The sequence below is a fragment of the Mucilaginibacter sp. P1_D10 genome (assembly GCF_056406215.1).
Genome location: NZ_JBFUAP010000007.1, coordinates 26,071 through 50,855, shown reverse-complemented (window position 1 = coordinate 50,855; position 24,785 = coordinate 26,071). Strand labels below are relative to the sequence as shown.

The window sequence follows — 24,785 nt, the reverse complement described above, 5'->3', positions numbered from 1 at the left end:
TGGGTCAGCACACAAAAACTTTCCATCTTTCCCACTTCCACAGTAAACCCTATCTTTGCCCTGCAATGTCTGAGAAAAAAGTAAGAGTCCGTTTTGCGCCGAGCCCTACAGGTGGTTTACACCTTGGCGGCGTGCGCACCGTATTGTTTAATTACCTGTTCGCCAAAAAACACGGCGGCGATTTTGTTTTGCGTATAGAGGATACCGACCAAAGCCGCTATGTAGAAGGTGCCGAAAAATATATAGCCGACTGCCTGGCCTGGTGCGGCCTCATCCCCGATGAAAGTCCGGCCGTAGGTGGCCAATACGCGCCCTACCGCCAAAGCGAACGCAAGGTAATTTACCGCGAATACGCCGAAAGGTTGGTATCACAGGGGCATGCTTACTATGCCTTTGATACGCCGGAAGAACTGGATGCCAAACGTAAGGAGGTGCCCAACTTCCAATACGGGCATGCGCACCGCAGTGGTTTGCGTAACTCGCTCACGTTGCCCTTGCAGGAAGTAGAAACCCTGCTGCACAATGGCACCCCGCATGTTATTCGTATAAAAATGCCTGATGACGAAACCATCAGCTTTCATGATATGATACGCGGCTACGTAAGTTTTGAAACCGCGCAGGTGGATGACAAGGTATTATTAAAAGCCGACGGCATGCCAACATATCACTTAGCCGTGGTGGTTGATGATTATCTGATGAAGATATCGCACGCTTTCCGCGGCGAGGAATGGCTACCATCGGCACCCGTACACCTGCTGCTGTGGGAGTATCTCGGCTGGAAGGCAGACATGCCCCAGTGGGCGCATTTGCCCTTGATATTAAAGCCCGATGGGCACGGCAAGCTAAGCAAGCGCGATGGCGCACGCCTGGGTTTCCCGGTGTATGCCATGAGCTGGTACGATGCCAAGACTGATGAGCTTACCCCGGGTTTCCGCGAGCTGGGCTTTTTGCCCGAGGCGTTCATAAACCTGCTGGCTATGCTGGGCTGGAACGACGGTACCGATCAGGAGATATTTACGCTGGATGAACTTGTAGAGAAGTTTTCGATAGAGCGCGTAAGCAAAGCCGGCGCTAAATTCGATTTCGAGAAAGCCAAATGGTACAACGCCGAATGGATAAAGCACGCGCCAGCCGAAAAACTAAAAGTAAAAGTTGCCGAGGTGCTTACCGCCCAGGGCATCACGGTAAATAAAGAAGCCTACCTGCTGAAGATAATAGATGTGGTGAAAGACCGCTGCGTGCTGCTGGCCGATTTTTACCAGCAGGCGGGGTACTTCTTCCGGGCACCGACGGAGTATGATGCTGCATCGGTAATACCAAAGTGGAACGACGCAAAAAGCCAATTCTTTGCGGCCTTAAAAGAATCTTTCAGCCTGTCGGCAGTTTTTGAGCCAGCCGACCTTGAAGCCCGTTTTAAAGCCCTTACCGAAGAGAAGGGACTTAAACTTGGCGACGTGATGCTACCCTTCCGCATTATGCTGGTAGGCGGCAAATTTGGTCCGCATGTGTTTGATATTGCCGCGCTGCTTGGCGAAGGCGAAACCTTACGCCGGATAGATAAAGCATTAGCGGTATTTAGCGAGGCTGTATCATAAGTAAAAACAGATTTGCGCAACAGTTTGGCGGCTATTTAAACACAGAGCACCCAGAGGTTTGCACAGAGGTCGCGGAGTTTTTTGTTCGGTTAAAGCCAATAAAATCTCTGTAATCTCTGTGTTTTTATCTTTGTGGCCTCCGTGTTTAAATCGCCACCATAATATAAAAGACAAAAACCGGACCTTATTTGAGTGTTTTTCTATTATGTATTACAGCCTCTAAACTTACATTTTTGGTATCCAGGGGCAGCAATGGTAAAAGGCCTTGCGCAGGGTGTCTTTCGGTATGCCCTCTGCCGGCAATTTGCCGGGGTATGTTTTCTCGAATACCTTTACCATGCAGTCACAAAGTTCGGCTTTTTGCTGTTTGGTGCCAGCGGCATTCGGCATGTTTAGCTTAAGGCGTGTAGTAATTGTATCCTTTACAGTTTGTTTGTAATCAGCACTCCATCCGCACGATGCGAGGGTAAGTACCAATAGACATAAACATAGCATCATTTTTTTCATCACCCAAAATTTGAAGCTAAAATAGGTAAAAAAATGGTGTTGCTCATCCTGGCATTTTAGTGATTTTCTGCCTCCTACGCCATTTTCTTGCTTCCTGGTTCTTGCTCGCCCGCCTCTTCAGCATCCATTGTTAACAACCTCTTCCCTATTTAAAAAAACAGTTTCCTGATTTAAGAATTTTACCTACATTTGCGGGCTAATTGTTGCTCATTGAAATTGCTACGGACATACGCTATTCCCTTTACCGGCCTTAAGCTGGGGAAGCACCTGTTTGAATACCAAATAGGTGACGAGTTTTTTAAAGAGTTCGAGTATTCGCTGGTTAAGAAAGCCAACTTGCTTTGCAAGCTTGAGCTTGATAAGCAGGAAACCATGATTATCCTTAATTTTGATATTAAGGGTACGGTTACCGCTACCTGCGATAAGTGCCTGTCTGAATATCAGCAGCCCATCGATATAGAAGAGCAGCAGATAGCCCGTTTCGGCGAAGAAGAAATGGGCGAAGATGACGAGATTATTACCCTCGGCAAAAACGATCATGAGATTAGTGTTGCCGGGTTGATATATGAATACGTGAATGTTGCCCTGCCGTTTGTTGCCCAGTGCAGCAACCAGGAAGGCGGGAAACAGTGCGATGAACAAATGCTGGATAGCTTAAGTAAGCTATCAGTAACTGATGAACAAGCAGAGAAAATAGACCCGAGGTGGGACGCTCTGAAAAAATTAAAGTAAATTAAACAACAGGATCATGCCACATCCAAAAAGAAAAATTTCGAAATCGAGAAGAGATAAACGCCGTACCCACGATAAGGCTATTGCGCCAACCTTAACTACTTGCCAAACAACCGGCGCAGTACACTTGCCACACCGTGCTTATACTGTTGACGGTAACGTTTACTTCAACGGTAAAATCCTTATAGAGAAAGCAGTAGCTGTATAAGTTAATTTTCTGAAATGAAGATTGGCTTAGATATAATGGGTGGCGATTATGCCCCCAAGGCAGCTGTTTTAGGGGCGATAGAAGCGCAAAAAACGCTGTCTGCCGGCCAGAAACTGGTGCTTATAGGCGATAGGGATATCGCAGTTACTATTCTTCAGGAAAACAATTTCAGCCCGGATAACTTCGAGTTTGTTCATACAACCGAAGTGATAACCATGGGCGAGCACCCTACCAAGGCAATCATGCAAAAGCCGGATAGCAGCATTGCTGTGGGCTTTAAAATGCTGAAAGAAGATAGCATACAAGCGTTTTCTTCGGCAGGCAACACGGGTGCTATGTTGGTGGGTTCTATGTTCAGCGTAAAAACCATACCCGGCGTTATACGCCCGGCCATGACAACCATTGTACCCAAACTGAAAGGCGGTTTGGGTATTTTGTTGGATGTAGGCGCCAATGCCGATTGCAAGCCCGATGTGCTTTTGCAGTTCGGCGTGCTGGGCAGCCTGTTGGCCGAATCGGTTTACAGCATGCCCAACCCCCGCGTAGCGCTCATGAACATTGGCGAGGAGGAAGAAAAAGGCAATTTGCTTAGCCTGGCCACTTACCCGCTCATGCGCGATACCAAGTTGTTCAACTTTGTTGGCAACGTTGAGGGGCGCGACTTGTTCGAAGACAATAACGACGTGGTAGTGTGCGACGGTTTTACAGGCAACGTGATACTGAAGCTTGCCGAATCGTTTTACGTAATTACCTTGAAAAAGAGGTTGAAGGACGAGTTCTTCGATCGCTTTAACTACGAGCAATACGGTGGCAGCCCCATACTTGGGGTAAATGCGCCGGTGGTGGTAGGGCACGGCATCTCCAGCCCCGAAGCCATTAAAAACATGGTGCTGCTATCAAAAAACATGATAGAGACCAATCTCATCGATAAAATTAAACAGGCTTTTCAGTAAAAATATGAGTAAGATCCATGCCGCTATTACTGCAGTAAATGGTTACGTACCCGATTACGTCCTCACTAACCACGAACTCGAAACAATGGTGGATACCAACGACGAATGGATAATGAGCCGTACAGGTATCAAGGAACGCAGAATATTGAAAGGCGAAGGAATGGGCACATCTGAAATGGCCGTACCGGCTGTAGAGGGCCTGCTAAAAAAACGCGGCATAAGCGCAGAGGAAATCGACCTGATTATTTTTTGTACTGTAACGCCGGATCTTACCTTCCCCGCAACGGCCAATATACTGGCGCATAAAATAGGCGCAAAAAATGCCTGGGGATACGATTTGCAGGCAGCCTGCTCGGGCTTCGTGTTCGGTTTGGCTACCGGCGCGCAATTCATCGAAAGCGGCAAGCATACCAAAGTATTGGTTGTTGGCGGCGATAAGATGTCGTCCATCATCAACTACGAAGACAGGGCAACCTGCATCATCTTCGGCGATGGCTGCGGTTGCGCATTGCTCGAACCCAATACCGAAGGTTATGGCATAGTTGATTCTGTGCTGAAGAGCGATGGCGCCGGTGCGCAGTTGCTGTACCAAAAAGCAGGTGGATCTGTGCGGCCCGCCAGCTACGAAACCGTTGCCAACAAGGAGCATTATGCTTACCAGGAAGGGCAGGCGGTATTTAAATTCGCGGTAACCAATATGGCCGATGTAGCCGCCGAAGTAATGGAGCGCAACAACCTTACAGCCAATGACATTGCCTGGCTTGTACCTCACCAGGCCAACAAACGCATTATTGACGCCACGGCAAACCGCACCGGCGTAAGTGCCGATAAGGTAATTGTGAACATAGAGCGCTTCGGCAACACCACCAACGGCACCATACCTTTGTGCCTGTGGGAATGGGAAAGCAAATTCAAAAAAGGCGATAACCTGATACTGGCGGCGTTCGGCGGCGGCTTTACCTGGGGCTCGATCTACTTAAAATGGGCGTATAATTCATAAATGTGCAGGTTTCAGATGTGCAAATTTCAGATGTGTAGATATGCAAACATTGAAAGCACATATCTGATCAAAACATCTTAAAATTATACCTGTTAAGTAACATTGTAGTTAAAAATCATTTGCACATCTGCATATTTGCATATCTGCACATTTTATACATACTTTTATCCAAAACCAATTAGCTCCAACATGGATATTAAACAAATTCAGGATCTTATACGCTTTGTTTCCAAATCGGGCGTAAACGAGGTTTCTATCGAACAAAAAGATTTCAAGATTACGATTAAAACCAACGAAACGGCCCCGGCTGTTTATCATGCTACTTTGCCTGCGCCCGCACCGGTTGCAGCAGCACCTGTGGCCGCAGCCGCGCCAGCGGCAGAGCCGGTTGCAGCTATAGCCGATACCAGCAACTACATCACCATAAAATCGCCAATGATCGGCACTTTTTACCGCTCGGCATCGCCGGAGAAACCGTTGTTCGTAAACGTAGGCGACGAGATAAGCAGCGGCAGCGTGCTTTGCATCATAGAAGCCATGAAACTGTTTAACGAGATAGAATCAGAAGTATCGGGCCGTATAGTAAAAATACTGGTTGATAACGCATCGCCGGTAGAATACGACCAGCCTTTGTTTTTGGTAGAACCTAAGTAATTTTTGTTGATTTCACCGATTAACGTGATTTCACAGATTTTTATCGGTGCGATCTTTTAAATCGGTGTAGTCCTAAAATCGAAATCATGTTTAAAAAAATATTGATAGCCAACCGTGGCGAGATTGCCTTGCGTATTATACGTACCTGTAAGGAAATGGGCATCAAAACCATCGCTGTTTATTCTACTGCCGATAGGGATAGCCTGCACGTGCGCTTTGCCGATGAGGCAGTGTGTATAGGCCCACCCGCCAGCCGCGATTCTTACCTCAATATCCCTAATATAATTGCCGCTGCCGAATTAACCAATGCCGATGCTATACACCCTGGCTATGGTTTCCTTTCGGAAAACGCCAAATTTTCTGCCATTTGTGCAGAATACGGCATCAAATTCATAGGCGCTACGGCCGACCAGATAAACCGCATGGGCGATAAGGCTTCGGCCAAAGAAACCATGAAAAAAGCCGGCGTACCTATCGTTCCCGGTTCTGAAGGCTTGCTATCTGACATCAAAACAGGTATTGCCATAGCCAACAAAATTGGCTACCCCGTTATACTGAAAGCTACTGCCGGTGGCGGTGGCCGCGGGATGCGCATCGTGTGGAAAGACGAAGAGTTTGAGAACGCCTGGGACAGCGCACGTGCTGAATCTGGCGCGGCCTTCGGTAACGACGGCCTTTACCTGGAGAAATATGTACAGGATCCACGCCACATCGAAATACAGGTTGTGGGCGATCAGTATGGCAAAGTTTGCCACTTATCTGAGCGCGATTGCTCTATACAGCGCCGCCATCAGAAACTGGTAGAAGAAGCCCCATCGCCTTTCATGACCGATAAACTGCGCAAAAAAATGGGCGAGGCTGCTATAAAAGGCGCCAAGGCTGTAAAATACGAAGGTGCCGGTACGGTAGAGTTTTTGGTTGATAAAGACCGCAACTTTTACTTTATGGAAATGAATACCCGTATACAGGTAGAGCACCCGGTTACCGAAGAGGTAATCAACTTCGACCTGATAAAGGAGCAGATAAAGGTTGCTGCGGGTATCCCCATCTCGGGCAAAAACTACGAGCCAACCATGTGCGCTATTGAGTGCCGCATCAACGCCGAAGATCCTGCTAATAATTTCCGCCCGTCTCCGGGTAAGATAACTAATTTCCATTCGCCGGGCGGCCACGGCGTGCGTGTAGATACGCACGTGTACAGCGGCTACGTTATCCCGCCGAATTACGACTCGATGATAGCCAAGGTAATTTGCATGGCTCAAACCCGCGAGGAGGCCCTTGCAACTATGGAACGCGCATTGAGCGAGTTCGTTATCGAAGGCATTAAAACCACCATTCCGTTCCATTTAAAATTACTGAAGGACCCTAACTTCAGGGCCGGTAATTTTACCACCAAGTTTATGGAAACCTTCGAATATTAATTGATAAAAACTTTCCGGTTAACAGATAACGTAAGTAGTATTCCTGCGTTTAGAAGGGGGACTATTTAATACAGATAATGAGCGATAATAAACTGATAAAGGCCATCAAGGAAAAAGGCCAGAATATGGAAGCCGAGATGTCGTTCTTCGATCATTTGGAGGCTTTGCGCTGGCACCTTATCCGCGCGGCAATCGCCATCATCGTATTCACCTCGGCCGCTTTTTATTTTTATCGTTTTATATTCGATACCATTATCATGGGCCCCAGCCGCCCCGATTTTTGGACCTATCGCATGCTTTGCAAGCTGGGCGAGGGCTTTTGTATCAAAGCAATCAACATCCAGCTCATCAATACCGAAATGGCGGGGCAGTTTACCTTGCAGATCAACTCGTGTTTATTGATTGGCATTACGTTGGGGTTCCCATACCTATTGTATGAAATATGGCTTTTTGTGAAGCCTGCCCTGCACGAGAAGGAACGCAAAGCGGCCACAGGCTTTGTTTTTTATGCATCGTTCCTTTTTATATTGGGCATACTATTCGGTTATTACGTCATCACACCCGAATCGGTGAACTTCTTATCAAGCTACACCATAAGCGATAAGATACAGAACCTGTTTGATATGGATTCGTACCTGTCGTCCGTAGCCACGCTTACTTTAGCTACAGGCCTGGTTTTCCAACTGCCGATATTGGTTTACATATTATCCAGCCTTGGCATACTTACGCCTAAATTCATGCGCAGTGGCAGGCGCTACGCCATCATCGTGATATTGATTATATCGGCGGTAATTACCCCAACGCCAGATATGATGACCATGACTATCGTGAGCATCCCGCTGTTTATATTGTATGAGGTGGGTATAGTAGTAGCCGGCGTAGTTGAAAAACGAAAGCTTAAACGCGCAGAAGAGCTGGATTTATAAGCCGATGGCGTTAACAGTATCGAACACCGAATGCTGAACTTCGAATGATGAAGCAAGCTTCGGTGTTTTTTTGCCACATCGCTTCGTCCTTCGATATTCATTATTCGAAATTCGGTGTTCGATATTGAAAATCCGAAATCAGACAATCGCAATCCGAACTCTCCTCCTCTCTTCCTATCAAAAAATTTACGTAAGCCCTTGTATAAAAAGTATACATTTGGATAATGAAAACAGGGTTAAAGATAGCCATTGGTGCAGACCACGCCGGCTTCGAATACAAGCAGGCCATACTGAGCATGTTTGATGATATTACATTCCACGATTTTGGCACCTATTCCACAGAATCTGCCGATTACCCGGATTTTGCGCATGCCGTAGCTTCGGCTGTAGAAAGCGGCGATTTCGACTATGGTTTCCTGCTTTGCGGCAGCGCCAATGGCGTAGCTATGACAGCCAATAAACACCAGGGCATCCGCGCAGCCATTTGCTGGAAAGAAGATGTAGCCATACCGGCCCGCACGCATAACGACGCCAACGTGCTGTGCATCCCCGCCCGCCACGTTAGTTTAGACGAAGCAAAAACCATCATCGAAAGGTTTTTGACCGAAGAATTCGAAGGTGGCCGCCACGCACGCCGCGTAGGCAAGATTAGTTGTTAAACACCATACATAAAACGCAAATATAAAATAGATGAAGAATGCATCACTTTGGGTAGTTACCCTGGCCCTGCTGGCAAGCTCTTGTGCCGTTAAAAAAAGCGGGCCGGTTAGCCCTGTAAAATACGGCAGTTTAATTACTGCCGATGATTCGAAGAAACACTTGAGCATATTGGCATCAGACGATTTCGAAGGACGTGAAACCGGCAAGCCGGGTGCCGACAAAGCAGCCAATTACATCGCAAATGAGTTTAAGAAGCTGGGCCTTGTAGCCCCGGTAAACGGCTCGTATTTTTTTGATGTGCCTTTGGCCGAAACCAAACTTAACATAACTGCGTTTGCCATTAACGGGCAGACCTTCAACAACGGCGACGATTTCTTTTTGAACGGCCTTTTTGCCGATAAAAGCATAAATGCTACCGATGTGGTTTTTGTTGGTTACGGAACCGAAGCAGAATTAGCCAATACGGATATTGCCGGCAAAGTGGTACTGTGGATTAATGAGGACAAGCCGGAGGCTGGCAAAACGCCAAATACCAGCTATCGCATGACGACTGCACGCCAGGCGATTGTTAAGGCCATACAGGCTAAAAACCCAGCGGCTATATTGGCCGCGAACGGCGAGCTTGGCCCCTTGCTTAAACGCTTTGGCAGCAGCGTACGCGGCGGTCGTTTAGCAATCAAGAAAGATGGTGGTGTTAAGCTTACCGCTACAGCGCCAGTGTTCAACGTTACCCTCGCGGTTGCAGATGCCGTGGTTAAACCATCCGGAAAAAGCTATACCGATTTGAAGGCTGCGGCAGCTACTGCAAGCCAAACCCAATCTATCAAATCAACCGCAACTATTGCTTACGCTACCGAAAACAAAGATGTGAAGGCGGTTGACGTTTTAGGTTTCCTGCCCGGCAGCGATCCTAAGCTGAAAGATGAGGTTTTAATCTTCTCGGCCCACTACGACCATATTGGCCTGGTTACTACCCCCGGCGCAACAGATAAAGTAAACAACGGTGCCGATGACGATGGCAGCGGTACCACCGGCGTACTGGAAATTGCGCAGGCATTTGTTAAAGCTAAGAAAGATGGCCATGGCCCGCGCCGCAGCGTACTGTTCCTGGCTAACGTTGGCGAAGAAAAAGGCCTGTTAGGTTCTGAGTATTACACCGACCATCCGGTTTATCCCTTGGCAAGCACCATTGCCGATTTGAACATAGACATGATTGGCCGCGTAGGCGAAGAATACATCGGCAAGCCCGATTCTGCAAACTACGTGTATTCTATCGGCTCAAACATGCTGAGCTCAGACCTGAACAAGATTGGCGAGGATGCCAACAACACTTACACCCAGATGAAATTGGATTACAAGTACGACGATCCAAACGATCCTAACCGTTTCTACTACCGTAGCGATCATTACAACTTTGCCCGTTACAACGTGCCGATTATATTTTACTTTAACGGCGTACATGCCGATTACCACCAACCCGGCGACGAGGTGAGCAAAATAAACTTCCCGCTGCTGGCCAAACGCGCTCAACTGGCGTTTTATACCGGCTGGGAACTGGCTAACCGCGATAACCGCCCCGTTGTAGATAAAAAACCTACAGGCGGCGTACGCTAAGGTTTCGGTAATATTTATGACAAGGAAGCGCCCCGCAAAGGGCGCTTTTTTGTTTTAAATGCCATATTTCCCGTGGCGATATATATCGCCATATCCCTTAAAGCAAACAGCCCTAATGCTGCCATCAATCGGGCGAAGCCCGGGGAGATAAAGTGCGATTTGTCTCATTATCTCACATCTAAAATCTCATATCTAAAAAAATGCTTGTAAATATGTAAAGTATGTTTTACATTTGGTAAATTAAACTTTACAAAAAATGAAAACACGTTTCCTGTTTCCGCACTGGTGTAAATACCTGGGCTGGTTTTTCGTAATCGTTCATATTCCCATTATGGCATTAACCAAAGGGATGGATGGTGAGCATTATCAAGGGTACAAAACCGGTGAGAATACTGCATTTTTTAGCCATGATCATTGGTTCTTTATTGGCACGGCTCTGCTGGTTGCCGTTGGTTTGTTCCTGGTTGCGTTTTCAAAGGAACGGATAGAAGACGAGCAGGTAACCCAGTTGCGGCTCGATTCGCTGCAGTGGGCCATTTATGTGAACTACGCCCTGTTGGTTGCCATGCTGGTAATATCTGAGGACAGGGAACATATCCTCTTTTTAAATTTATGGATACCGCTTGCCTTCTTCATCATCCGTTTCCGATGGAAGATATGGCAGCTGAACCGTTTACTAACAAAGGAAGAGGCATAGGCGATGAAGAACAATATAAGGGTTGAGCGGGCTATTATGAACATTACCCAGGCCGACCTGGCCGGGTTGATAAATGTATCGCGGCAAACCATAAACACAATCGAAAGTAACCGCTATGTGCCATCAACCATACTGGCACTAAAGATCGCCAAAGTGTTTGGCAAACCCGTTGAAGAAATATTTACATTAGAGGAAGAGGATTAACTAATTTATAAAGAAATGAACGTCAAGGTTTTTGATCAGGAATCAGCGCCACGGGAGCCGAAAGGATTTGCTCCGGAGTTATACATACCCAATGGGGTAAGCGATGTAAGCTTTTACGAGAAAGCATTCGGCGCGGTAGAGCTGCGGCGTTTTGGCAACGACGATGGCACCATCCACGTTTCGGAGTTTATAATTGGAGATGCCATGTTTCACCTGCACGAGCAAACGCGGCATTCCGGCGGATTAAGCCCCGCCGGCGGCACCACCGTACTTATCGGGCTATTTGTAGATGATGTGCATGCAGTAATAGCGAAGGCCGTAGCGGCTGGCGCAAAAATAGCCTCGCCGGTGCAGGATTACGACTATGGCTACCGGCAGGGCTCCATCATTGATCCATTTGGGCACCAGTGGCAAATACAGAAAGCGATTTAGCTTTTAAAAAGAGGCAAGAACCAGGATTCAATAACTAAGAGAAGAAAATCAAGATAAATATTAAACAATGGCAAACCAGGAACCGATATTTGGGCACGGCAAAATCTGTTATGTAGAGATACCAGCGCTTGATATAGCGCAGGCGATAGCGTTCTATCAAACGGTATTCGGCTGGGAGATACGCAGCGACGAGCAGGGCAACGTCAATTTCGACGACGGTACGGGCGGCGTAAGCGGCATGTGGTATCAAGTAGATGAACCGGTTACAACAATGGGTATGCGGGTTTCTATTATGGTAGACGATGCGCAAAAGACGCTGAAGGATATTGCAGCAGCGGGAGGAACAGTTGTCGAGCCGTTTGATGCTGATTCCGGTATCCCTATTGCCCGCTTTGCCGACCCATCAGGCAATGTGTGGACGATTTACCAGCATGGGAAATAGATGTGCAGATTTCAGATGTGTAAATATGCAGATGATAGCAAATAGATGTGCAGATTTCAGATGTGCAAATATGCAGATGATACAAGCCCCCGTTTGCTATAAAATTTTATCTGCACATCTGAAATCTGCACATCTGCACATTCGGTTAGTCATTTGCACATCTATAATTTGAAATCTGCACATCTGAACCCTATCTTTAGGGCAATGTTACTCCCCCGCATATTTAGGCTTATTGGTTGGGTATTGCTGCTGCCTGTTGCGGTTTTATGTGCCGAGGTGCAATTTGGGCATTACATAATACCCTTTTTAGATTTTAATACCCATCCCAAACCAGCAGGTTTGTTTGAGGTGTTGGGCATGCGGTATGATTATTCTGATGAGGCTACCACTACAGCCCTCATAATCGTCCTGCTGTTCATTGCTTTCGGCAAGATTAAGAACGAGACTGAGCTTACCGGTAAAATCAGGCTCCATGCGCTTTATTGGTCGGCAGCTATAACCTGGGCAATTACCGCGCTGTATCTTCCTACAGATATTTTGCCAAAAATGTTCGGCATCGAATCGCGGGGGCTTGAGGTTATTTTCCAGTTGGCCTCTGCTTTCGCAATCAATAGCTTTCTGATTCCTATAGTGCTTTTTATTCCATTCTTTGGTTATCTCAAACGGAAAATAAAGCATGAGGACCAATTGAAACGGGTTTATCTGTTGCCTTACATGCCTTTCAACCTCATTGGTAAGTGCGCTACGATGTTGTATTTATTTTTTGGCATCGTGGTTTTGTTATTCGAAACCGGGTACAGCCTGCAATCGGATATAATGATGCTTTTCCCGATAGCCCTTGCCCTTTGGACTTGTTCAAAGGAACGGACCGAAAACGCAGCGATTTACGAAACGAGGTTACGGGCTTTACAAATAAGCACCCTGATACACTATGTTTTGGTTGTTATTGCTTATTGGCTTGTATACGGCGGGGACTTTTTAGTTGTACTTCAATGGAGCATATCTTCCTTGGCGCTTATTTTCCTGATGGTATTTTATTGGATGAGGTACAAAGCCCCGAAACAAGCAGTGCCCGGCGCGATTGCCGAAGCCTCTTAGGGGGCATCATTTGCATATCTATCATCTGCACATTTGAATTTAGCTATCTTTGCAACATGCGTTTCGATATCATCTCTGTATTGCCCGGCTTGTTGGATAGCCCTTTTGCCCACTCTATTTTGCAGCGTGCCCAAAAAAAGGGCATAGCCGAAATTGTGGTGCATAACCTGCGCGATTATGCCCCCGGCAAGCAAAAAAGTGTAGACGATTACCCCTACGGTGGCGGCAGTGGCATGGTGATGGCGATACCTCCCTTCGCGGCCTGCATCGAAAAGCTGAAATCAGAGCGCGAGTATGATGAGGTTATCTTCATGTCGCCCGATGGCGAAACCCTCAACCAAAAAATAGCGAACCAGTTATCCATCAAGGGGAACATCATTATCCTGTGTGGTCATTATAAAGGCATCGACCAGCGCATCCGCGACATCTTCGTAACGCGCGAGATATCCATAGGCGATTACGTACTATCCGGCGGAGAACTGCCCGCAGCCGTACTGGTTGATGCCGTAGTGCGGCTGATACCCGGCGTATTGTCAGACGAAACCTCCGCCCTGTCAGATTCTTTCCAGAACGACCTGCTGGATGCCCCCGTTTACACCCGCCCCGCCGATTGGAATGGCCACAAGGTGCCTGATATATTGCTTAGCGGCGATACCCCAAAAGTAGAGCAATGGCGCTTTGAGCAGGCCGTAGAGCGTACCAGGCAACGCAGGCCCGATTTGCTGGAGTAGCCCCCTAACCACCTTAGGGGACTACTTTTGAAAACACCAATAATTTGTGGAATTAAGGAATTAATCGATGGCTTGTGCATATCTTTAGCGTAAATTAAAGCCTATTTCTTGTCATGAAAATCATCCTCGCCTTTTTTCTGCTTTGCTCTGTATCATTTGCTGCCGCCGCCCAAACCCTGTCGAATAAGGATTTGAACAACCTTGTTGCCTTAAGCATGCTTTATTCAAAGAACAATATGTTTAAGGGCGATGATGTGGCTAAAGCCGCGAACGCTTTGCGTACACCAGTATTAAGCCACGTTATTGACGTGCTTATAGCGCACGGCAAGGGCGATACCTGCGTTTTGAATAAAAACTACCTAAGCAGGCCCGATAATAATGAGCTTAAACTATGGTACGTGATACGCGAGATACATTACGACCAGATAGATACCACAAAAAAACCCTCGCCGGCTATCGACGTAGCCAAAGCAACCCTTGCCAAAAACATAAACGAACAATGGCTGGTAGAAAATTATTATCATATGAGCATAGTAGGCGGTATAGCCATGCTTTTCAATGATGCCGATTTGAGCAAATACAATTTCGACTTGGACAGCCTCGGTTTAAAAAATGAACAGGAAAAAGCTGTCTTTTTCTTGCGGGTGACGGATGGGTTGATACGCGGCCGGTTTTTGGTGCTCAGCTATATGAAAAACAACGAACGGATTGCGGAGTTTGTGCGCAAGCTGCCCACCTTTAACGGCAGGCAATATTTTTACTTCACTAATTTTAATTTGAACGATGCCGATTGGGTGGGCTACTACGCCAAAGAATCGTACATGGACCGCAACATTGGCGATTTTTTGAACACCTTGTATATACAGGTTGTTAGCGCGGGTGCCGTAAAAATGCCCTTTACCGGCCGCGAGGTGTATTTTAATTCCATACTACATCACCCCGAGTATTTTAAATACAGCAAGGATAAGGATAGCCTGCAAAAGATATACGACGGCTCTAAATAATAACAGGCAATAGCATTTCGTTTCTCTAACTTAAAAATTCCTTACCTTCCACTGCAACCAATTTTGCTTTTTGCATTATAAAAACAGTGGATGCCCAACAAGAACAACAGCTTATACAACGCTGCCGCGATAACCCTGCGGCATTCGGCGATGTTTTTGATATTTGGTACGCACCGGTGTTTGGGTATGTCTATCGCCGCACGGCGGATTATGACCTCTCCCGGGATATCGCCGCCGAAACATTCCTGAAAGCTTACCTCAAGATCGGCAATTTTAAATGGCGGGGCATCGGTCTCTCCTCCTGGATATACCGCATAGCCACCAATGAGCTTAACCAATATTACCGCAAGCAAAAGTATCAGCCACAAAGCCTGCAGCAACTGCTTGAGGAGCCCGGCATGGAAAAGTTGCTCCACGCACAGGCAGATAACGAACGCGAGATCATCGAAAAAGAAATGCAGGACCTGAGCACCTATAGCCAGGTGCGTGTCAACTTACTCAAGCTGGATATCAAATACCAGGAGGTGATTGCCCTGCGCTACTTCGAACAAAAAACCAATACTGAAATCAGCAGCATACTGGATAAAAACGAGGGTACGGTAAAATCGCTGCTATCGCGCGGACTTGAAAAACTGAGAAATATGCTTTAACGCTGCAACCAATTGCCATTTACGCATTATAGAGATATAACCATGAAAGATAAAAACGAATTCATAAAAGAAATGGAAAACCTGCAAGTACCCGCTGCCGATCCGTCGGCACATCATCAAAACAGCGTTAAGATGGCCATCATGAACGCTAACCGCTCCGCCGCGCTGGGTGCCTGGCTCATTGCCGTACCCTGTTACTTTTTGCTCTGCGTATTTGTGTATTACTATTCGCATGGGCAAAGTAACTGGTTCGAGGCCATGTTCAATGTAATAGATAATATGGATAACACGCCCTGGCTTGACATCCTGGCGCCCATAGTACTCTTCATCCTGCCAATAGTGTGTATCATCATCAATGTGCTGGCCATAACGCATGTGCAGTACCGACAGGTAGGCGAGGCACGCAAGTACAGGGAGTTCAGCTTCACCATACGCATACGATGGTGGAACGTGTTGCTCATCGTATTGAGCATCCTAATCATTACGGCCTTTATCGCCTTCGCTATGACAGAAAGTATATCCATCTCAAAATAACCCCATCATCATGAAATTAAATTGGTTCACCCGCAAAGGCATTATTTATTTGCCTGTATCTATATTTGGTTGGCTTATATTTGCAGCCGCATTAGCTTACGCTGTTTATAGTTTTTTCGCAATCAGCTACCACTCGCCGTCGTTAAGCAATACGCTCATCAATTTTGTGTTAAACTTGCTATTGATAGGGATGGTTTATGCAATAGTGGCTTATTTTACAGAGCGGAAGCCAGCGCTGCGCGGTGAATAGTGAATGGTTGATTAGGTGAATGGTTGACAACTATTTAACCACTATCCCAATCAACTCAATCAACCACTCACCCCACATAATTGTGCATAAAACATAAAATGTGGAAATTTTTAAAACATACTTTTTTATTTCAAATAAAATCCCTATTATTGCACTCCGATTTTTACGGGTTAAAAGTCGCTTTAAAGGCTAGAAATCATGGATTTAGTAAAATTTGTAGAAGAGCAATCAGTAGTTAAGAATCAATTTCCCGCTTTTAAAGCCGGTGATACTGTTAGCGTATATTATAAAATTAAAGAAGGTGCAAAAGAACGTATCCAACTTTACCAGGGTGTTGTATTACAGCGCAATAGCGTTGGCAACAGCGAAACCTTTACCGTGCGTAAAGTTTCTAATGGTATAGGTGTTGAGCGTATATTCCCATACAATTCACCAAATATTGATAAGGTTGAAGTAAACAGCGTTGGTAAAGTACGCCGTGCTAAATTGTACTACCTGCGTGCCCTTACCGGTAAAGCAGCCCGTATCAAATCAAAAAGAGTTTAATTTACATTTTTGTATATTAAAGCCTTTCTGCATATTGCAGAGAGGCTTTTTTTGTTGCCCGCCGGCTTGCTGATGAAACACTTGTTGACTTTATTCGTTTTTCTTACCGCAATTACGGCCCATGGCCAAAACCTTACGGGCAAATGGCTGGGCGAGCTGCCGCAGGATAATAAGGACGTTAAATTTAAGCTGGAGATAGACCTGGTGCAAACCGGCAAAACGCTCAGCGGCACCTCTACCTTCAGCACGGTGGATAACCATAAGGTTGTTTTCGCTCTGCAGGGCACTATAGACGGCAATAAGGTTACGCTGGAGGAATATAAAGGCGTTAGCTGCGATTGCGAAGGCGGGCATTATGAGTTTTGCCTCAAAAAAATGCGCGGCACTTTTACGGTCGATTCGCTCAACACCCTGTTCGTTATAGATGGTACCTGGACAAGCGACCGATCCTTCAACGGTAAAGACTACCTGACCAGTACTTGTGTACCGGGCCGGTTTACCATAGTAAAACCCGCCTTTATACGCCCGCTTGATGGCTATTACCGCAAAACCAATATTCCCAACTCTACCAAGACAACCCCTTATGCAGCAGCGCACGAGCGCGATGTGGTATTTGCCAAGCGCGTATGGCGCGAGATAGACCTGCGCGAAAAGATGAACCAATACCTGGCATCGCCCAAGCGTAGGTTGATAGATGTAATCTTAGCCGGCATAGATAACCGCGATATAGCAGCTTATGACCCCCGCTCTACCAAAGACGATCCCAATGGCGATAGCTTCGCCGCACGCCTAACTGTTGCACAGGCACGCAGCATGCTGGCAGATAGCACGGTGGTAGATATTGTAGATAAGAAAACAGGCGATAAAACAAGCTCTAGATTGGTAGCAGGCGAATTTAACCCCGATAACGTGGTGAAATTCCGTATCAAAGAGGATTGGCTGTACGATAAGCAACGGGGTGTTTTCGAGCCGCGCATCATCGGCATAGCCCCGCTGATAAAAGTAAAAATAGCCGGAAACGTAAATAATACCGAGTACCAGCCCGCATTTTGGATATACTTCCCCGAGGCACGCCCCCTGCTGGCAACCAGGGAAGCCATACGGCGCGATAACGACGCAACTGGCTTAAGTTTCGACGATGTTTTTATGAAAAGGCTGTTCAACAGCTATGTGGTAAAACAATCTAACGACCGCGACGAGCGCATACGCGATTACGCCAAAGGCATTGATAAGCTTTACGAAGCCGAGCATCAAAAATTGCACCTGATGGGCTGGGAATTGGGCCTGTGGCAAAATTAATCAGTTTGCGGTGGGCGGTTGGCAGTTGCCGGTTCGCAGCAGGCAGGTGGCATCAAATCGTAACAGCATAACAGATAAAAACAAAAAGGTTCGCAATACTAAACTGCGAACCTTTTTGTTTTTATCTCCTGGCGGCTAACGGCTGACGGGTTGCTAACTGCCCACCGCAACGCCAACTATTTCTTAACCTTTGCAAATTTCTCTTTTGGAGCTGTTTTTGCTTTGCGGGTGCTTGCTCTTTTAGACTTTGCTTCGTGTTCTACAACCATGGTTGGCTCGCCGTGCTCATCAGATAAAGCGGCTTTGGATGGCTGGGTAAAATCGGGTATCTGCATGTCATCGGGCACGTCGTCAATATCTACGAATTTGCCAACGCTTGGTAATTCGGCTAATACAGTGCGCCCGCCTTTTACCACATCGTTGATGGAAACGTTTATTTTGGCGTTAAGCGGCAAAAAGATATCCACCCTCGAACCGAACTTAATAAAGCCGAACTGGTGCCCTTGCTGCACCTTGTCGCCCTCTTTTACGTACCAAACTATACGGCGGGCCAATGCGCCTGCAATCTGGCGGAACAATACGGAAACGCCCTCGCTATTTTCGGTAACAACGGTAGTGCGTTCGTTCTCGGTAGATGATTTTGGGTGCCAGGCCACCAGGTATTTGCCCGGGTGATATTTGAAGTATTTTACTATGCCGCTTATAGGGTTACGGTTGATGTGCACATTAACCGGCGACATAAATACAGATACCTGGATGCGTTTATCTTTGAAATATTCGGTCTCTACCGTTTCTTCTATAACCACCACCTTGCCATCGGCCGGGCAAAGCACTTCGGTTTCTTCGGCATTAAGCGCCAGCACCGGGCTGCGGAAAAACTGCAGGATAATAAAAAACAACAAGGCCGAGAGGATATACACTATCCACCTCAGCGTATTGGCCTCGGGATAGTAAAATTGAATAGCTGCGTTTAAAACCGCGATAAACAGTACGCACAAGGCTATGGAGGTGTATCCTTCTTTATGGATAGTCATAGGAGCTTATATATAGGTTAATGAATTATTACAAAACTAAACATTTACAATGAAGTACAGATAGGTATATACCACCGGCGCAGCAACTAAAAAACCATCGAACCTATCCAGTAGGCCGCCGTGCCCCGGCAGTATGCCGCCCGAATCTTTGATGTTGATACTGCGCTTGAACATCGATTCTACCAAATCGCCCAGCGTGCCAAAGCAGCCGATGATAATGGCTATAGAAACCCATTGGTTCCAGGGGAGATCTTTAAAATACAGGCTGATGATGAAACCTACCAACGCGGCAATCAACACCCCGCCAATAAAACCCTCCCAGGTTTTCTTGGGCGAATGCCGCTCGAACAGTTTGGTGCGACCGATGGCCCGCCCTACTAAGTAGGCGCCTGTATCATTGGCCCAAAGCATCAGCAGGAAACCAAGCGGGATATGTAAATTGTGCGCTCCCGCTGTGCCCGTTGGCTTTACATAGGCCAATGCAACAAAAAAGCTAAAAGGGATGCATATTAGCACGATACCAAGAATGGTGTAAGCTATATTGGTGAACGGCGATGCGTCTATTTTAAAAAGTTCGTGGATGAATATAGCACTAACCGGGAGGGGTAAAAGAAAGAGTAGCCTATGGCCCCAAACCAAGGTGTTTTCCGTTGCCGGTAATGCCGACAGGCCTGCGTAATTAATAAGGGCAAAGCCCGAAAACACGAGTATTGCCGTTATAAACCCGGCCAATCGATTAGGTTGTATGCCGCTTTTGATGTTGAGCCCATAAAACTCGTGCAGGCAAAGCAAGCAAAGGAGTAAGTAAAAAGCCCCGAAGATATAATCGCTCAGAAGTACCGAGCCTAACATTACGATAATAAAAAAAAAGCCTGTGATGGCGCGTGTCTTCATAAGTTCAATTGGTTCAAAATCATAATCTCGAGGGCTGTGCTGAAGTTTTCCTGGTGTATGTAAACCTCGATATCCCCGAAATCCTGGTGCGATGATGCCTGCCGGTTGAGCAATACAGCGTGAATATGGTGTCCGGTAAGCATTTGCTTAACAATTTCTGATTGGTAAAAATTGGTTGAAGTAAAAATTTTAACCCAGTCCTTCTCCATTAATGTCAACTGCCTGCTTTTTGCCCGATGTTATGTTTTTATAAACTAAAAGCAAAATTATAATAATTATGGCGCTAAATATATAGCCCCCGTAAGTAAATGTGTGCGTATCGTCGGGGTTTACCTTTATTTTTTTCTGCTGAAACAAATAGGTTGCTAAAACGGCAAGTCCGTTGTTGATGAAATGGCCCCATACAGCCGGCCATATACTGCCGCTAAAGGCCACAAAGTACCCAAACAATGCCCCAAGTAACATCCTGGGCAAAAAGCCATAAAATTCCATGTGGAAGGCGCTGAATATAGCAGCTGTTATCCAAACGGCACCGTGCGTGTTTTTGGTCCACCTTTGCATAATGGTCTGCAGCGCCCCGCGGAACATAAATTCCTCGGCAATGGCGGTAAGCAGGCCTACCAGCATTACGTTCTTCAGCATATCCCAAACATTATCCATCTTTAAAATAGCCTTGGTTAGAGCCTGCGCCTGGTCCTCGCTCTTTTTCATCCATCGCTCAACCCCGTTTAGCCATTTGGGTAACAGCATCTGCTGATTAAGGTTGCTCAAAAGCTCTATCAGCGCCAGGGATGACATCATTACGAAAAACACGATGACCATCAGAACCCATGGGAATTTAACGCCAGGCTTAAGGTATGCGGCAGGCTCTTTCACGATAAAACGCGCGAAGATAACGGGAGCGATAAAAATAGGCACCGTAGTGCTGATGATTTGCAGAAGGTACAGGGCCTGCGCCATTCGCGGGCCCGAAAAATCCAGCCGGTACAGTTGCTCTATTAGTCCCTTACCATAAAGTGCGGTAATAACGCCAAGGCCGATGAGGTTAAAAAGGAACACCGTACCTACAGAAAGCCCTATAAAAACAGCGAATTGCAGCTGGGGCGACAGCTGATTTGCGTGATTTACAGGCCCTTTTATCATTTAGCTTAATTTTTGTAAATTTGCAACGAATATAATCCATGGCGGTACAAATAGGAAATATAGATTTAGGGGAGTTCCCGCTGCTGCTGGCACCAATGGAAGACGTGAGCGATCCGCCTTTCCGTTACGTATGCAAGCAAAACGGCGCAGACATGATGTACACGGAGTTTATTTCTTCGGAGGGATTGATACGCGATGCCGCCAAAAGCCGCCAGAAACTGGATGTATTCGAGTACGAACGCCCGATAGGTATACAGATATTCGGTAGCGACATCGACCACATGCGCGAAGCTACCGAGATAGCCAGCCTTGCCGGCCCCGACCTGATGGACATCAACTACGGTTGCCCTGTAAAACAGGTGGCATGCCGTGGCGCCGGCGCAAGCCTTTTGCAGGACATAGATAAAATGGTAGCCATGACCAAAGCGGTTGTAAATGCTACACATCTGCCCGTAACCGTTAAAACCCGCCTCGGCTGGGACGATAACACCAAAAACGTTTACGAAGTTGCCGAGCGCTTGCAGGATGTGGGCATAAAAGCGCTTACCATACACGGCCGTACCCGCGCGCAAATGTACAAAGGCGTTGCCGACTGGAGCCTCATACATTCTATCAAGAAAAATCCGCGCATAAAAATCCCCATTTTCGGTAACGGCGACATCGATTCGCCCGAGAAGGCAGCCGAATGGCGCATGCAGTACGAGGTGGATGGTATGATGATAGGCCGTGCCGCAATTGGTTATCCATGGATATTTCGCGAGATAAAGCATTATTTTGCAACAGGTGAGCATCTGGATAAGCCAACTATTGCCGAACGCATAGAAGTTTGCAAAACCCACCTGCAAAAAAGTATGGAATGGAAAGGCCCGCGCACCGGCATTTTTGAGATGCGCCGCCACTATAGTAACTATTTTAAAGGTGTGCCCGATTTTAAGGAGCACAGGATGAAACTTGTTACCGCCGCCACCGTAGAAGAGATTATGGAAATATTAGCCGAGGTAGACAAAAAATATGCCTTTGAAATGGCGTAATATTTGTTGCGAAGCTATATATTTGAATTAAAAGAGATTAACAAGCCATGGCTACTATCATAACTGAAGGTGTTAAGGTTTCAGTTGAAACAATTTACCAGCCCGAATATTCGAACCCGGCTAATGACCACTTTATGTTTGCCTACCGGGTAATCATAGAGAATATGGGTAATTATGCGGTGCGCTTACTTAGCCGCCACTGGTATATTTTCGACTCTAACGGCGCCAAGCGCGAGGTAGAGGGCGAGGGCGTAGTAGGCCAGCAGCCCATCATAGAACCCGGTAACTCCCACGAATACGTATCGGGCTGCAACCTCAAAACCGATATGGGCAGCATGAAAGGCGAATACCAAATGGAGCGCCTGTTAGATACTTCCGTATTCAACGTACAAATCCCCGAGTTTTATTTGGTAGCGCCGTATAGGTACAATTAAGCAATGATTAGTAAAGGTTTAAAGCTCGTTGCCTGCTTATGCCTTGTATTTGTCATCGGCTTACTTTCTAATTGCACCCCGTCTCCAGGAAAGATACAATTCAAAGTTGATAAGCCAGAGTACCCTACCGACCACCCGCTTACATCTGCGGAGCGGAAAAAGATTACCGACGACTTCCTGAAATCACGTAAGATACCCGTGCTGGCCAGCTTGCCCGAAGTGGAGGACCATACCAGCGCGCATTTCCGTAACGATATTGATGTTGCCCGCCGCTGCGTTATCCTTTATGGGTTGATATATGTGGCGCATGGTACCAAAACCGCTGAATATATGGTTGATTATTTCAAGAAAAACCATTTGTGGGGAAGCGTGTCGCCCGATGAACAGAAATACCTTTTAGGTAAACACTCACGAAAGGAGAACAACCAAATGTCCTGGCGGATGGAGAGCCTTAATGTTTTACTTTGGGCCTTGGGCCATTTTAAAACCTTGCCGCTGCCTAATGCCCAATGCAGTTTCACCCATTACGAAAACCTGCCCGACCTCGATGGTAACCCTTTAAATTGGATACAGGATGCGAAACTGCGTAACACCGAGGGTATATTGAACGAGGCGGACCTCATCTACCGCATCCATTGGGCAACAACAGAGGCGAGACTGAACAAAACCCCTATGCCCTATCATATGGACAATGATGTGGTGTACGAACGCCACTACGCGCTGAACTGGCTAACGATGTATGCCGATGAATGGGATGAGATAACGACAGATACCTAAAAACGAATCAAATCAGGCTGGTTTCCATACAGCCTGATTTGATTCGCACAACTTATTTCTGCCCTGCTTTAATCACCCCGCTGGTTTTATTGTACCCGAAACTCTTTATTACGATTTCGTTTTTGGCGGCATCGTGGCTCAGCTTTACCCAGTCGTAATGCACCTGCCCGGCATTTTAAATTGGATACCCAGGTATTTGTCGTTACAATTAAATTAAAAAAACAAAAAGCAGCCCGAATCAAGGGAGGGCACTGAAAAAGTCCTCTTAATGTTTGAGGTCGAAAAAAGGCAGTAAAAAACTCAATTTGATGCCCTGAGATTCGTTTATACGAGTCAGGTATTAGGTGTATCGTCTTATAAGGCAAGGAAAAGGGGTTGTTCATGATTTATGATGCAACCCCTTTCTTTTGCCCGAATTTTAGGGACTTTTTCAGTGCCCTCAATCAAGGCGCTTCCTAATCTCTAATTAACTAACCGCTAATCGCTAAAATTAGTCTCTCCTGTTCAGCAAAAACGAAGCGTAGTAAACCAGTGTGGCTAATGAGCCAACGGCGGCAACAACGTAGGTCATGGCGGCCCACCACAGCGCATCTTTTGCCTGGGCATGCTCGTTGTCGGTTTGTACTACCGTGTAATTATTATTCAGCCATGCCAATGCGCGGTTGCTGGCATCAAATTCTACCGGCAGGGTAATGAAACTGAACAGCGTAACCAGCGCCAACGCGCCAACACCGATGGCCAATACGAATGTGCTATGGATAAATATCATCAGCAGTACGCCAATCATCAATGCCCATTGGGTAAGGTTAGAGGCTACGTTGACTACCGGCACCAATGAAGAGCGCAGGTTTAACCAGGCATAAGCTTTGGCGTGTTGTACGGCGTGCCCGCATTCGTGTGCGGCTACTGCAGCGGCGGCAACGCTGCGGCTGTAATACACATCGGGACTAAGGTTAACCGTTTTGTTGGCGGGGTTGTAGTGGTCGGTAAGCTGGCCCTCCACCGAAATTACGCGCACATCGAAAATGCCATGGTCGCGCAGCATTTTTTCGGCTACCTCCTGGCCCGATAGGCCCGAAAGCAAAGGCATCTCGGCATATTGCCTGAATTTGCTTTTGAAGCGCATCTGCACCAAAAAGCTCACCAGGGCTATAACAATCATCAATAACCAGGCAGAGCCGGGGTTGATGAATAACAGTATATGATTTAATTGAAACATCGTGTGATTGATTTTTATACGTGGGGTATTTCAAAAAGTATTCCATATTGCGCAAAAGGGTATAGTAGGAATGTCAAAATGCCTTGCTGATATGCT

The 24,785-nt window shown here is 46.7% G+C and carries 30 protein-coding genes and 1 pseudogene; 25 read left to right on the top strand and 6 right to left on the bottom strand.

Annotated elements, in window-relative coordinates:
- Positions 1-65: 65 nt before the first annotated feature.
- Positions 66-1,595, top strand: a complete 1,530-nt coding sequence (gene gltX / locus AC1DYT_RS12635; protein WP_477469960.1) for a glutamate--tRNA ligase — start codon at positions 66-68, stop codon at positions 1,593-1,595.
- A 225-nt stretch (positions 1,596-1,820) separates the two neighbouring features.
- Here gltX and AC1DYT_RS12630 read toward each other — a convergent pair whose 3' ends face one another.
- Complete coding sequence (locus AC1DYT_RS12630; RefSeq protein WP_477457745.1) at positions 1,821-2,102, bottom strand: hypothetical protein; 282 nt, start codon at positions 2,100-2,102, stop codon at positions 1,821-1,823.
- A gap of 216 nt (positions 2,103-2,318) precedes the next feature.
- Here AC1DYT_RS12630 and AC1DYT_RS12625 point away from each other — a divergent pair, with 216 nt between their 5' ends.
- The 21 genes from AC1DYT_RS12625 to porN all read left to right on the top strand — a co-directional run bounded on the left by AC1DYT_RS12625 (position 2,319) and on the right by porN (position 18,157).
- A complete protein-coding gene (locus AC1DYT_RS12625; protein WP_477469959.1) occupies positions 2,319-2,834 on the top strand; it encodes a YceD family protein in 516 nt (171 codons plus the stop codon).
- 16 nt (positions 2,835-2,850) lie between these two features.
- Positions 2,851-3,042 carry a 50S ribosomal protein L32 gene (gene rpmF, locus AC1DYT_RS12620; RefSeq protein ID WP_133226593.1) on the top strand — a complete coding sequence of 64 codons (192 nt, stop codon included), beginning with the start codon at positions 2,851-2,853 and terminating at the stop codon, positions 3,040-3,042.
- A 14-nt stretch (positions 3,043-3,056) separates the two neighbouring features.
- Positions 3,057-3,995, top strand: a complete 939-nt coding sequence (plsX, locus tag AC1DYT_RS12615) for a phosphate acyltransferase PlsX (protein WP_477469958.1) — start codon at positions 3,057-3,059, stop codon at positions 3,993-3,995.
- Between the two features lie 4 nt (positions 3,996-3,999).
- Positions 4,000-4,995, top strand: coding sequence for a beta-ketoacyl-ACP synthase III (locus AC1DYT_RS12610; RefSeq protein WP_477469957.1), 996 nt, complete (start codon positions 4,000-4,002; stop codon positions 4,993-4,995).
- A gap of 189 nt (positions 4,996-5,184) precedes the next feature.
- Complete coding sequence (gene accB, locus AC1DYT_RS12605; protein ID WP_477457741.1) at positions 5,185-5,649, top strand: acetyl-CoA carboxylase biotin carboxyl carrier protein; 465 nt, start codon at positions 5,185-5,187, stop codon at positions 5,647-5,649.
- An 86-nt stretch (positions 5,650-5,735) separates the two neighbouring features.
- Positions 5,736-7,070: an acetyl-CoA carboxylase biotin carboxylase subunit gene (gene accC, locus AC1DYT_RS12600; RefSeq protein ID WP_477469956.1), complete on the top strand. Its 1,335-nt coding sequence runs from the start codon at positions 5,736-5,738 to the stop codon at positions 7,068-7,070.
- A gap of 77 nt (positions 7,071-7,147) precedes the next feature.
- Complete coding sequence (tatC, locus tag AC1DYT_RS12595; protein WP_477469955.1) at positions 7,148-7,996, top strand: twin-arginine translocase subunit TatC; 849 nt, start codon at positions 7,148-7,150, stop codon at positions 7,994-7,996.
- Between the two features lie 224 nt (positions 7,997-8,220).
- Positions 8,221-8,655: a ribose 5-phosphate isomerase B gene (rpiB, locus tag AC1DYT_RS12590; RefSeq protein WP_477469954.1), complete on the top strand. Its 435-nt coding sequence runs from the start codon at positions 8,221-8,223 to the stop codon at positions 8,653-8,655.
- Between the two features lie 31 nt (positions 8,656-8,686).
- A complete protein-coding gene (locus AC1DYT_RS12585) occupies positions 8,687-10,270 on the top strand; it encodes a M28 family peptidase (protein WP_477469953.1) in 1,584 nt (527 codons plus the stop codon).
- Between the two features lie 256 nt (positions 10,271-10,526).
- The gene (locus tag AC1DYT_RS12580; protein ID WP_477469952.1) at positions 10,527-10,967 is read left to right on the top strand and encodes a hypothetical protein; all 441 of its coding nucleotides are present in this window, start codon (positions 10,527-10,529) and stop codon (positions 10,965-10,967) included.
- Positions 10,968-10,970: 3 nt separating this feature from the next.
- Positions 10,971-11,171, top strand: a complete 201-nt coding sequence (locus tag AC1DYT_RS12575) for a helix-turn-helix transcriptional regulator (protein ID WP_477469951.1) — start codon at positions 10,971-10,973, stop codon at positions 11,169-11,171.
- 15 nt (positions 11,172-11,186) lie between these two features.
- Positions 11,187-11,603 (top strand): VOC family protein, encoded by a 417-nt coding sequence (locus tag AC1DYT_RS12570; protein WP_477469950.1) that lies wholly within the window; start codon positions 11,187-11,189, stop codon positions 11,601-11,603.
- A 67-nt stretch (positions 11,604-11,670) separates the two neighbouring features.
- Positions 11,671-12,045: a VOC family protein gene (locus tag AC1DYT_RS12565; protein WP_477469949.1), complete on the top strand. Its 375-nt coding sequence runs from the start codon at positions 11,671-11,673 to the stop codon at positions 12,043-12,045.
- 204 nt (positions 12,046-12,249) lie between these two features.
- Positions 12,250-13,143, top strand: a complete 894-nt coding sequence (locus AC1DYT_RS12560) for a hypothetical protein (RefSeq protein WP_477469948.1) — start codon at positions 12,250-12,252, stop codon at positions 13,141-13,143.
- Between the two features lie 56 nt (positions 13,144-13,199).
- Positions 13,200-13,874, top strand: coding sequence for a tRNA (guanosine(37)-N1)-methyltransferase TrmD (gene trmD, locus AC1DYT_RS12555; RefSeq protein WP_477469947.1), 675 nt, complete (start codon positions 13,200-13,202; stop codon positions 13,872-13,874).
- 113 nt (positions 13,875-13,987) lie between these two features.
- Positions 13,988-14,878, top strand: coding sequence for a hypothetical protein (locus AC1DYT_RS12550; protein ID WP_477469946.1), 891 nt, complete (start codon positions 13,988-13,990; stop codon positions 14,876-14,878).
- A gap of 86 nt (positions 14,879-14,964) precedes the next feature.
- The gene (locus AC1DYT_RS12545) at positions 14,965-15,528 is read left to right on the top strand and encodes an RNA polymerase sigma factor (protein WP_477469945.1); all 564 of its coding nucleotides are present in this window, start codon (positions 14,965-14,967) and stop codon (positions 15,526-15,528) included.
- A gap of 42 nt (positions 15,529-15,570) precedes the next feature.
- Positions 15,571-16,062, top strand: a complete 492-nt coding sequence (locus tag AC1DYT_RS12540) for a hypothetical protein (protein ID WP_477469944.1) — start codon at positions 15,571-15,573, stop codon at positions 16,060-16,062.
- 10 nt (positions 16,063-16,072) lie between these two features.
- Positions 16,073-16,312: a hypothetical protein gene (locus tag AC1DYT_RS12535; protein WP_477469943.1), complete on the top strand. Its 240-nt coding sequence runs from the start codon at positions 16,073-16,075 to the stop codon at positions 16,310-16,312.
- Between the two features lie 198 nt (positions 16,313-16,510).
- Positions 16,511-16,858, top strand: coding sequence for a 50S ribosomal protein L19 (rplS, locus tag AC1DYT_RS12530; protein ID WP_477457726.1), 348 nt, complete (start codon positions 16,511-16,513; stop codon positions 16,856-16,858).
- A gap of 72 nt (positions 16,859-16,930) precedes the next feature.
- Positions 16,931-18,157, top strand: a complete 1,227-nt coding sequence (gene porN, locus AC1DYT_RS12525) for a type IX secretion system ring subunit PorN/GldN (RefSeq protein ID WP_477469942.1) — start codon at positions 16,931-16,933, stop codon at positions 18,155-18,157.
- A gap of 380 nt (positions 18,158-18,537) precedes the next feature.
- On the opposite strand, the pseudogene AC1DYT_RS12520 reads toward porN, so the two are convergent.
- The 4 genes and pseudogenes from AC1DYT_RS12520 to AC1DYT_RS12505 form a co-directional block, all read right to left on the bottom strand.
- Positions 18,538-19,191: pseudogene (locus tag AC1DYT_RS12520) on the bottom strand (phosphatidylserine decarboxylase family protein); the annotation flags it as partial.
- Between the two features lie 36 nt (positions 19,192-19,227).
- Positions 19,228-20,085, bottom strand: coding sequence for a phosphatidate cytidylyltransferase (locus AC1DYT_RS12515; RefSeq protein ID WP_477469941.1), 858 nt, complete (start codon positions 20,083-20,085; stop codon positions 19,228-19,230).
- On the bottom strand, positions 20,082-20,228 hold the full coding sequence (locus AC1DYT_RS12510; RefSeq protein WP_477469940.1) for a hypothetical protein: 147 nt from the start codon (positions 20,226-20,228) through the stop codon (positions 20,082-20,084). Before AC1DYT_RS12510 ends, AC1DYT_RS12515 begins: the two co-directional genes overlap by 4 nt.
- Before the next feature lie 46 nt (positions 20,229-20,274).
- The gene (locus tag AC1DYT_RS12505; protein WP_477469939.1) at positions 20,275-21,228 is read right to left on the bottom strand and encodes a lysostaphin resistance A-like protein; all 954 of its coding nucleotides are present in this window, start codon (positions 21,226-21,228) and stop codon (positions 20,275-20,277) included.
- A 38-nt stretch (positions 21,229-21,266) separates the two neighbouring features.
- Between AC1DYT_RS12505 and dusB the strand changes: the two genes are divergently transcribed.
- The 3 genes from dusB to AC1DYT_RS12490 are packed head-to-tail and all read left to right on the top strand — an operon-like array spanning position 21,267 to position 23,470.
- Entirely contained in the window at positions 21,267-22,259 is a 993-nt protein-coding gene (gene dusB / locus AC1DYT_RS12500; RefSeq protein ID WP_477469938.1) for a tRNA dihydrouridine synthase DusB, read from the top strand.
- A gap of 47 nt (positions 22,260-22,306) precedes the next feature.
- Complete coding sequence (gene apaG, locus AC1DYT_RS12495) at positions 22,307-22,693, top strand: Co2+/Mg2+ efflux protein ApaG (protein ID WP_477457720.1); 387 nt, start codon at positions 22,307-22,309, stop codon at positions 22,691-22,693.
- A 3-nt stretch (positions 22,694-22,696) separates the two neighbouring features.
- Positions 22,697-23,470, top strand: coding sequence for a DUF4272 domain-containing protein (locus AC1DYT_RS12490; RefSeq protein WP_477469937.1), 774 nt, complete (start codon positions 22,697-22,699; stop codon positions 23,468-23,470).
- A 490-nt stretch (positions 23,471-23,960) separates the two neighbouring features.
- On the opposite strand, the gene AC1DYT_RS12485 is transcribed toward AC1DYT_RS12490, so the two are convergent.
- Positions 23,961-24,689 (bottom strand): zinc metallopeptidase, encoded by a 729-nt coding sequence (locus AC1DYT_RS12485; RefSeq protein ID WP_477469936.1) that lies wholly within the window; start codon positions 24,687-24,689, stop codon positions 23,961-23,963.
- Positions 24,690-24,785 lie beyond the last annotated feature (96 nt).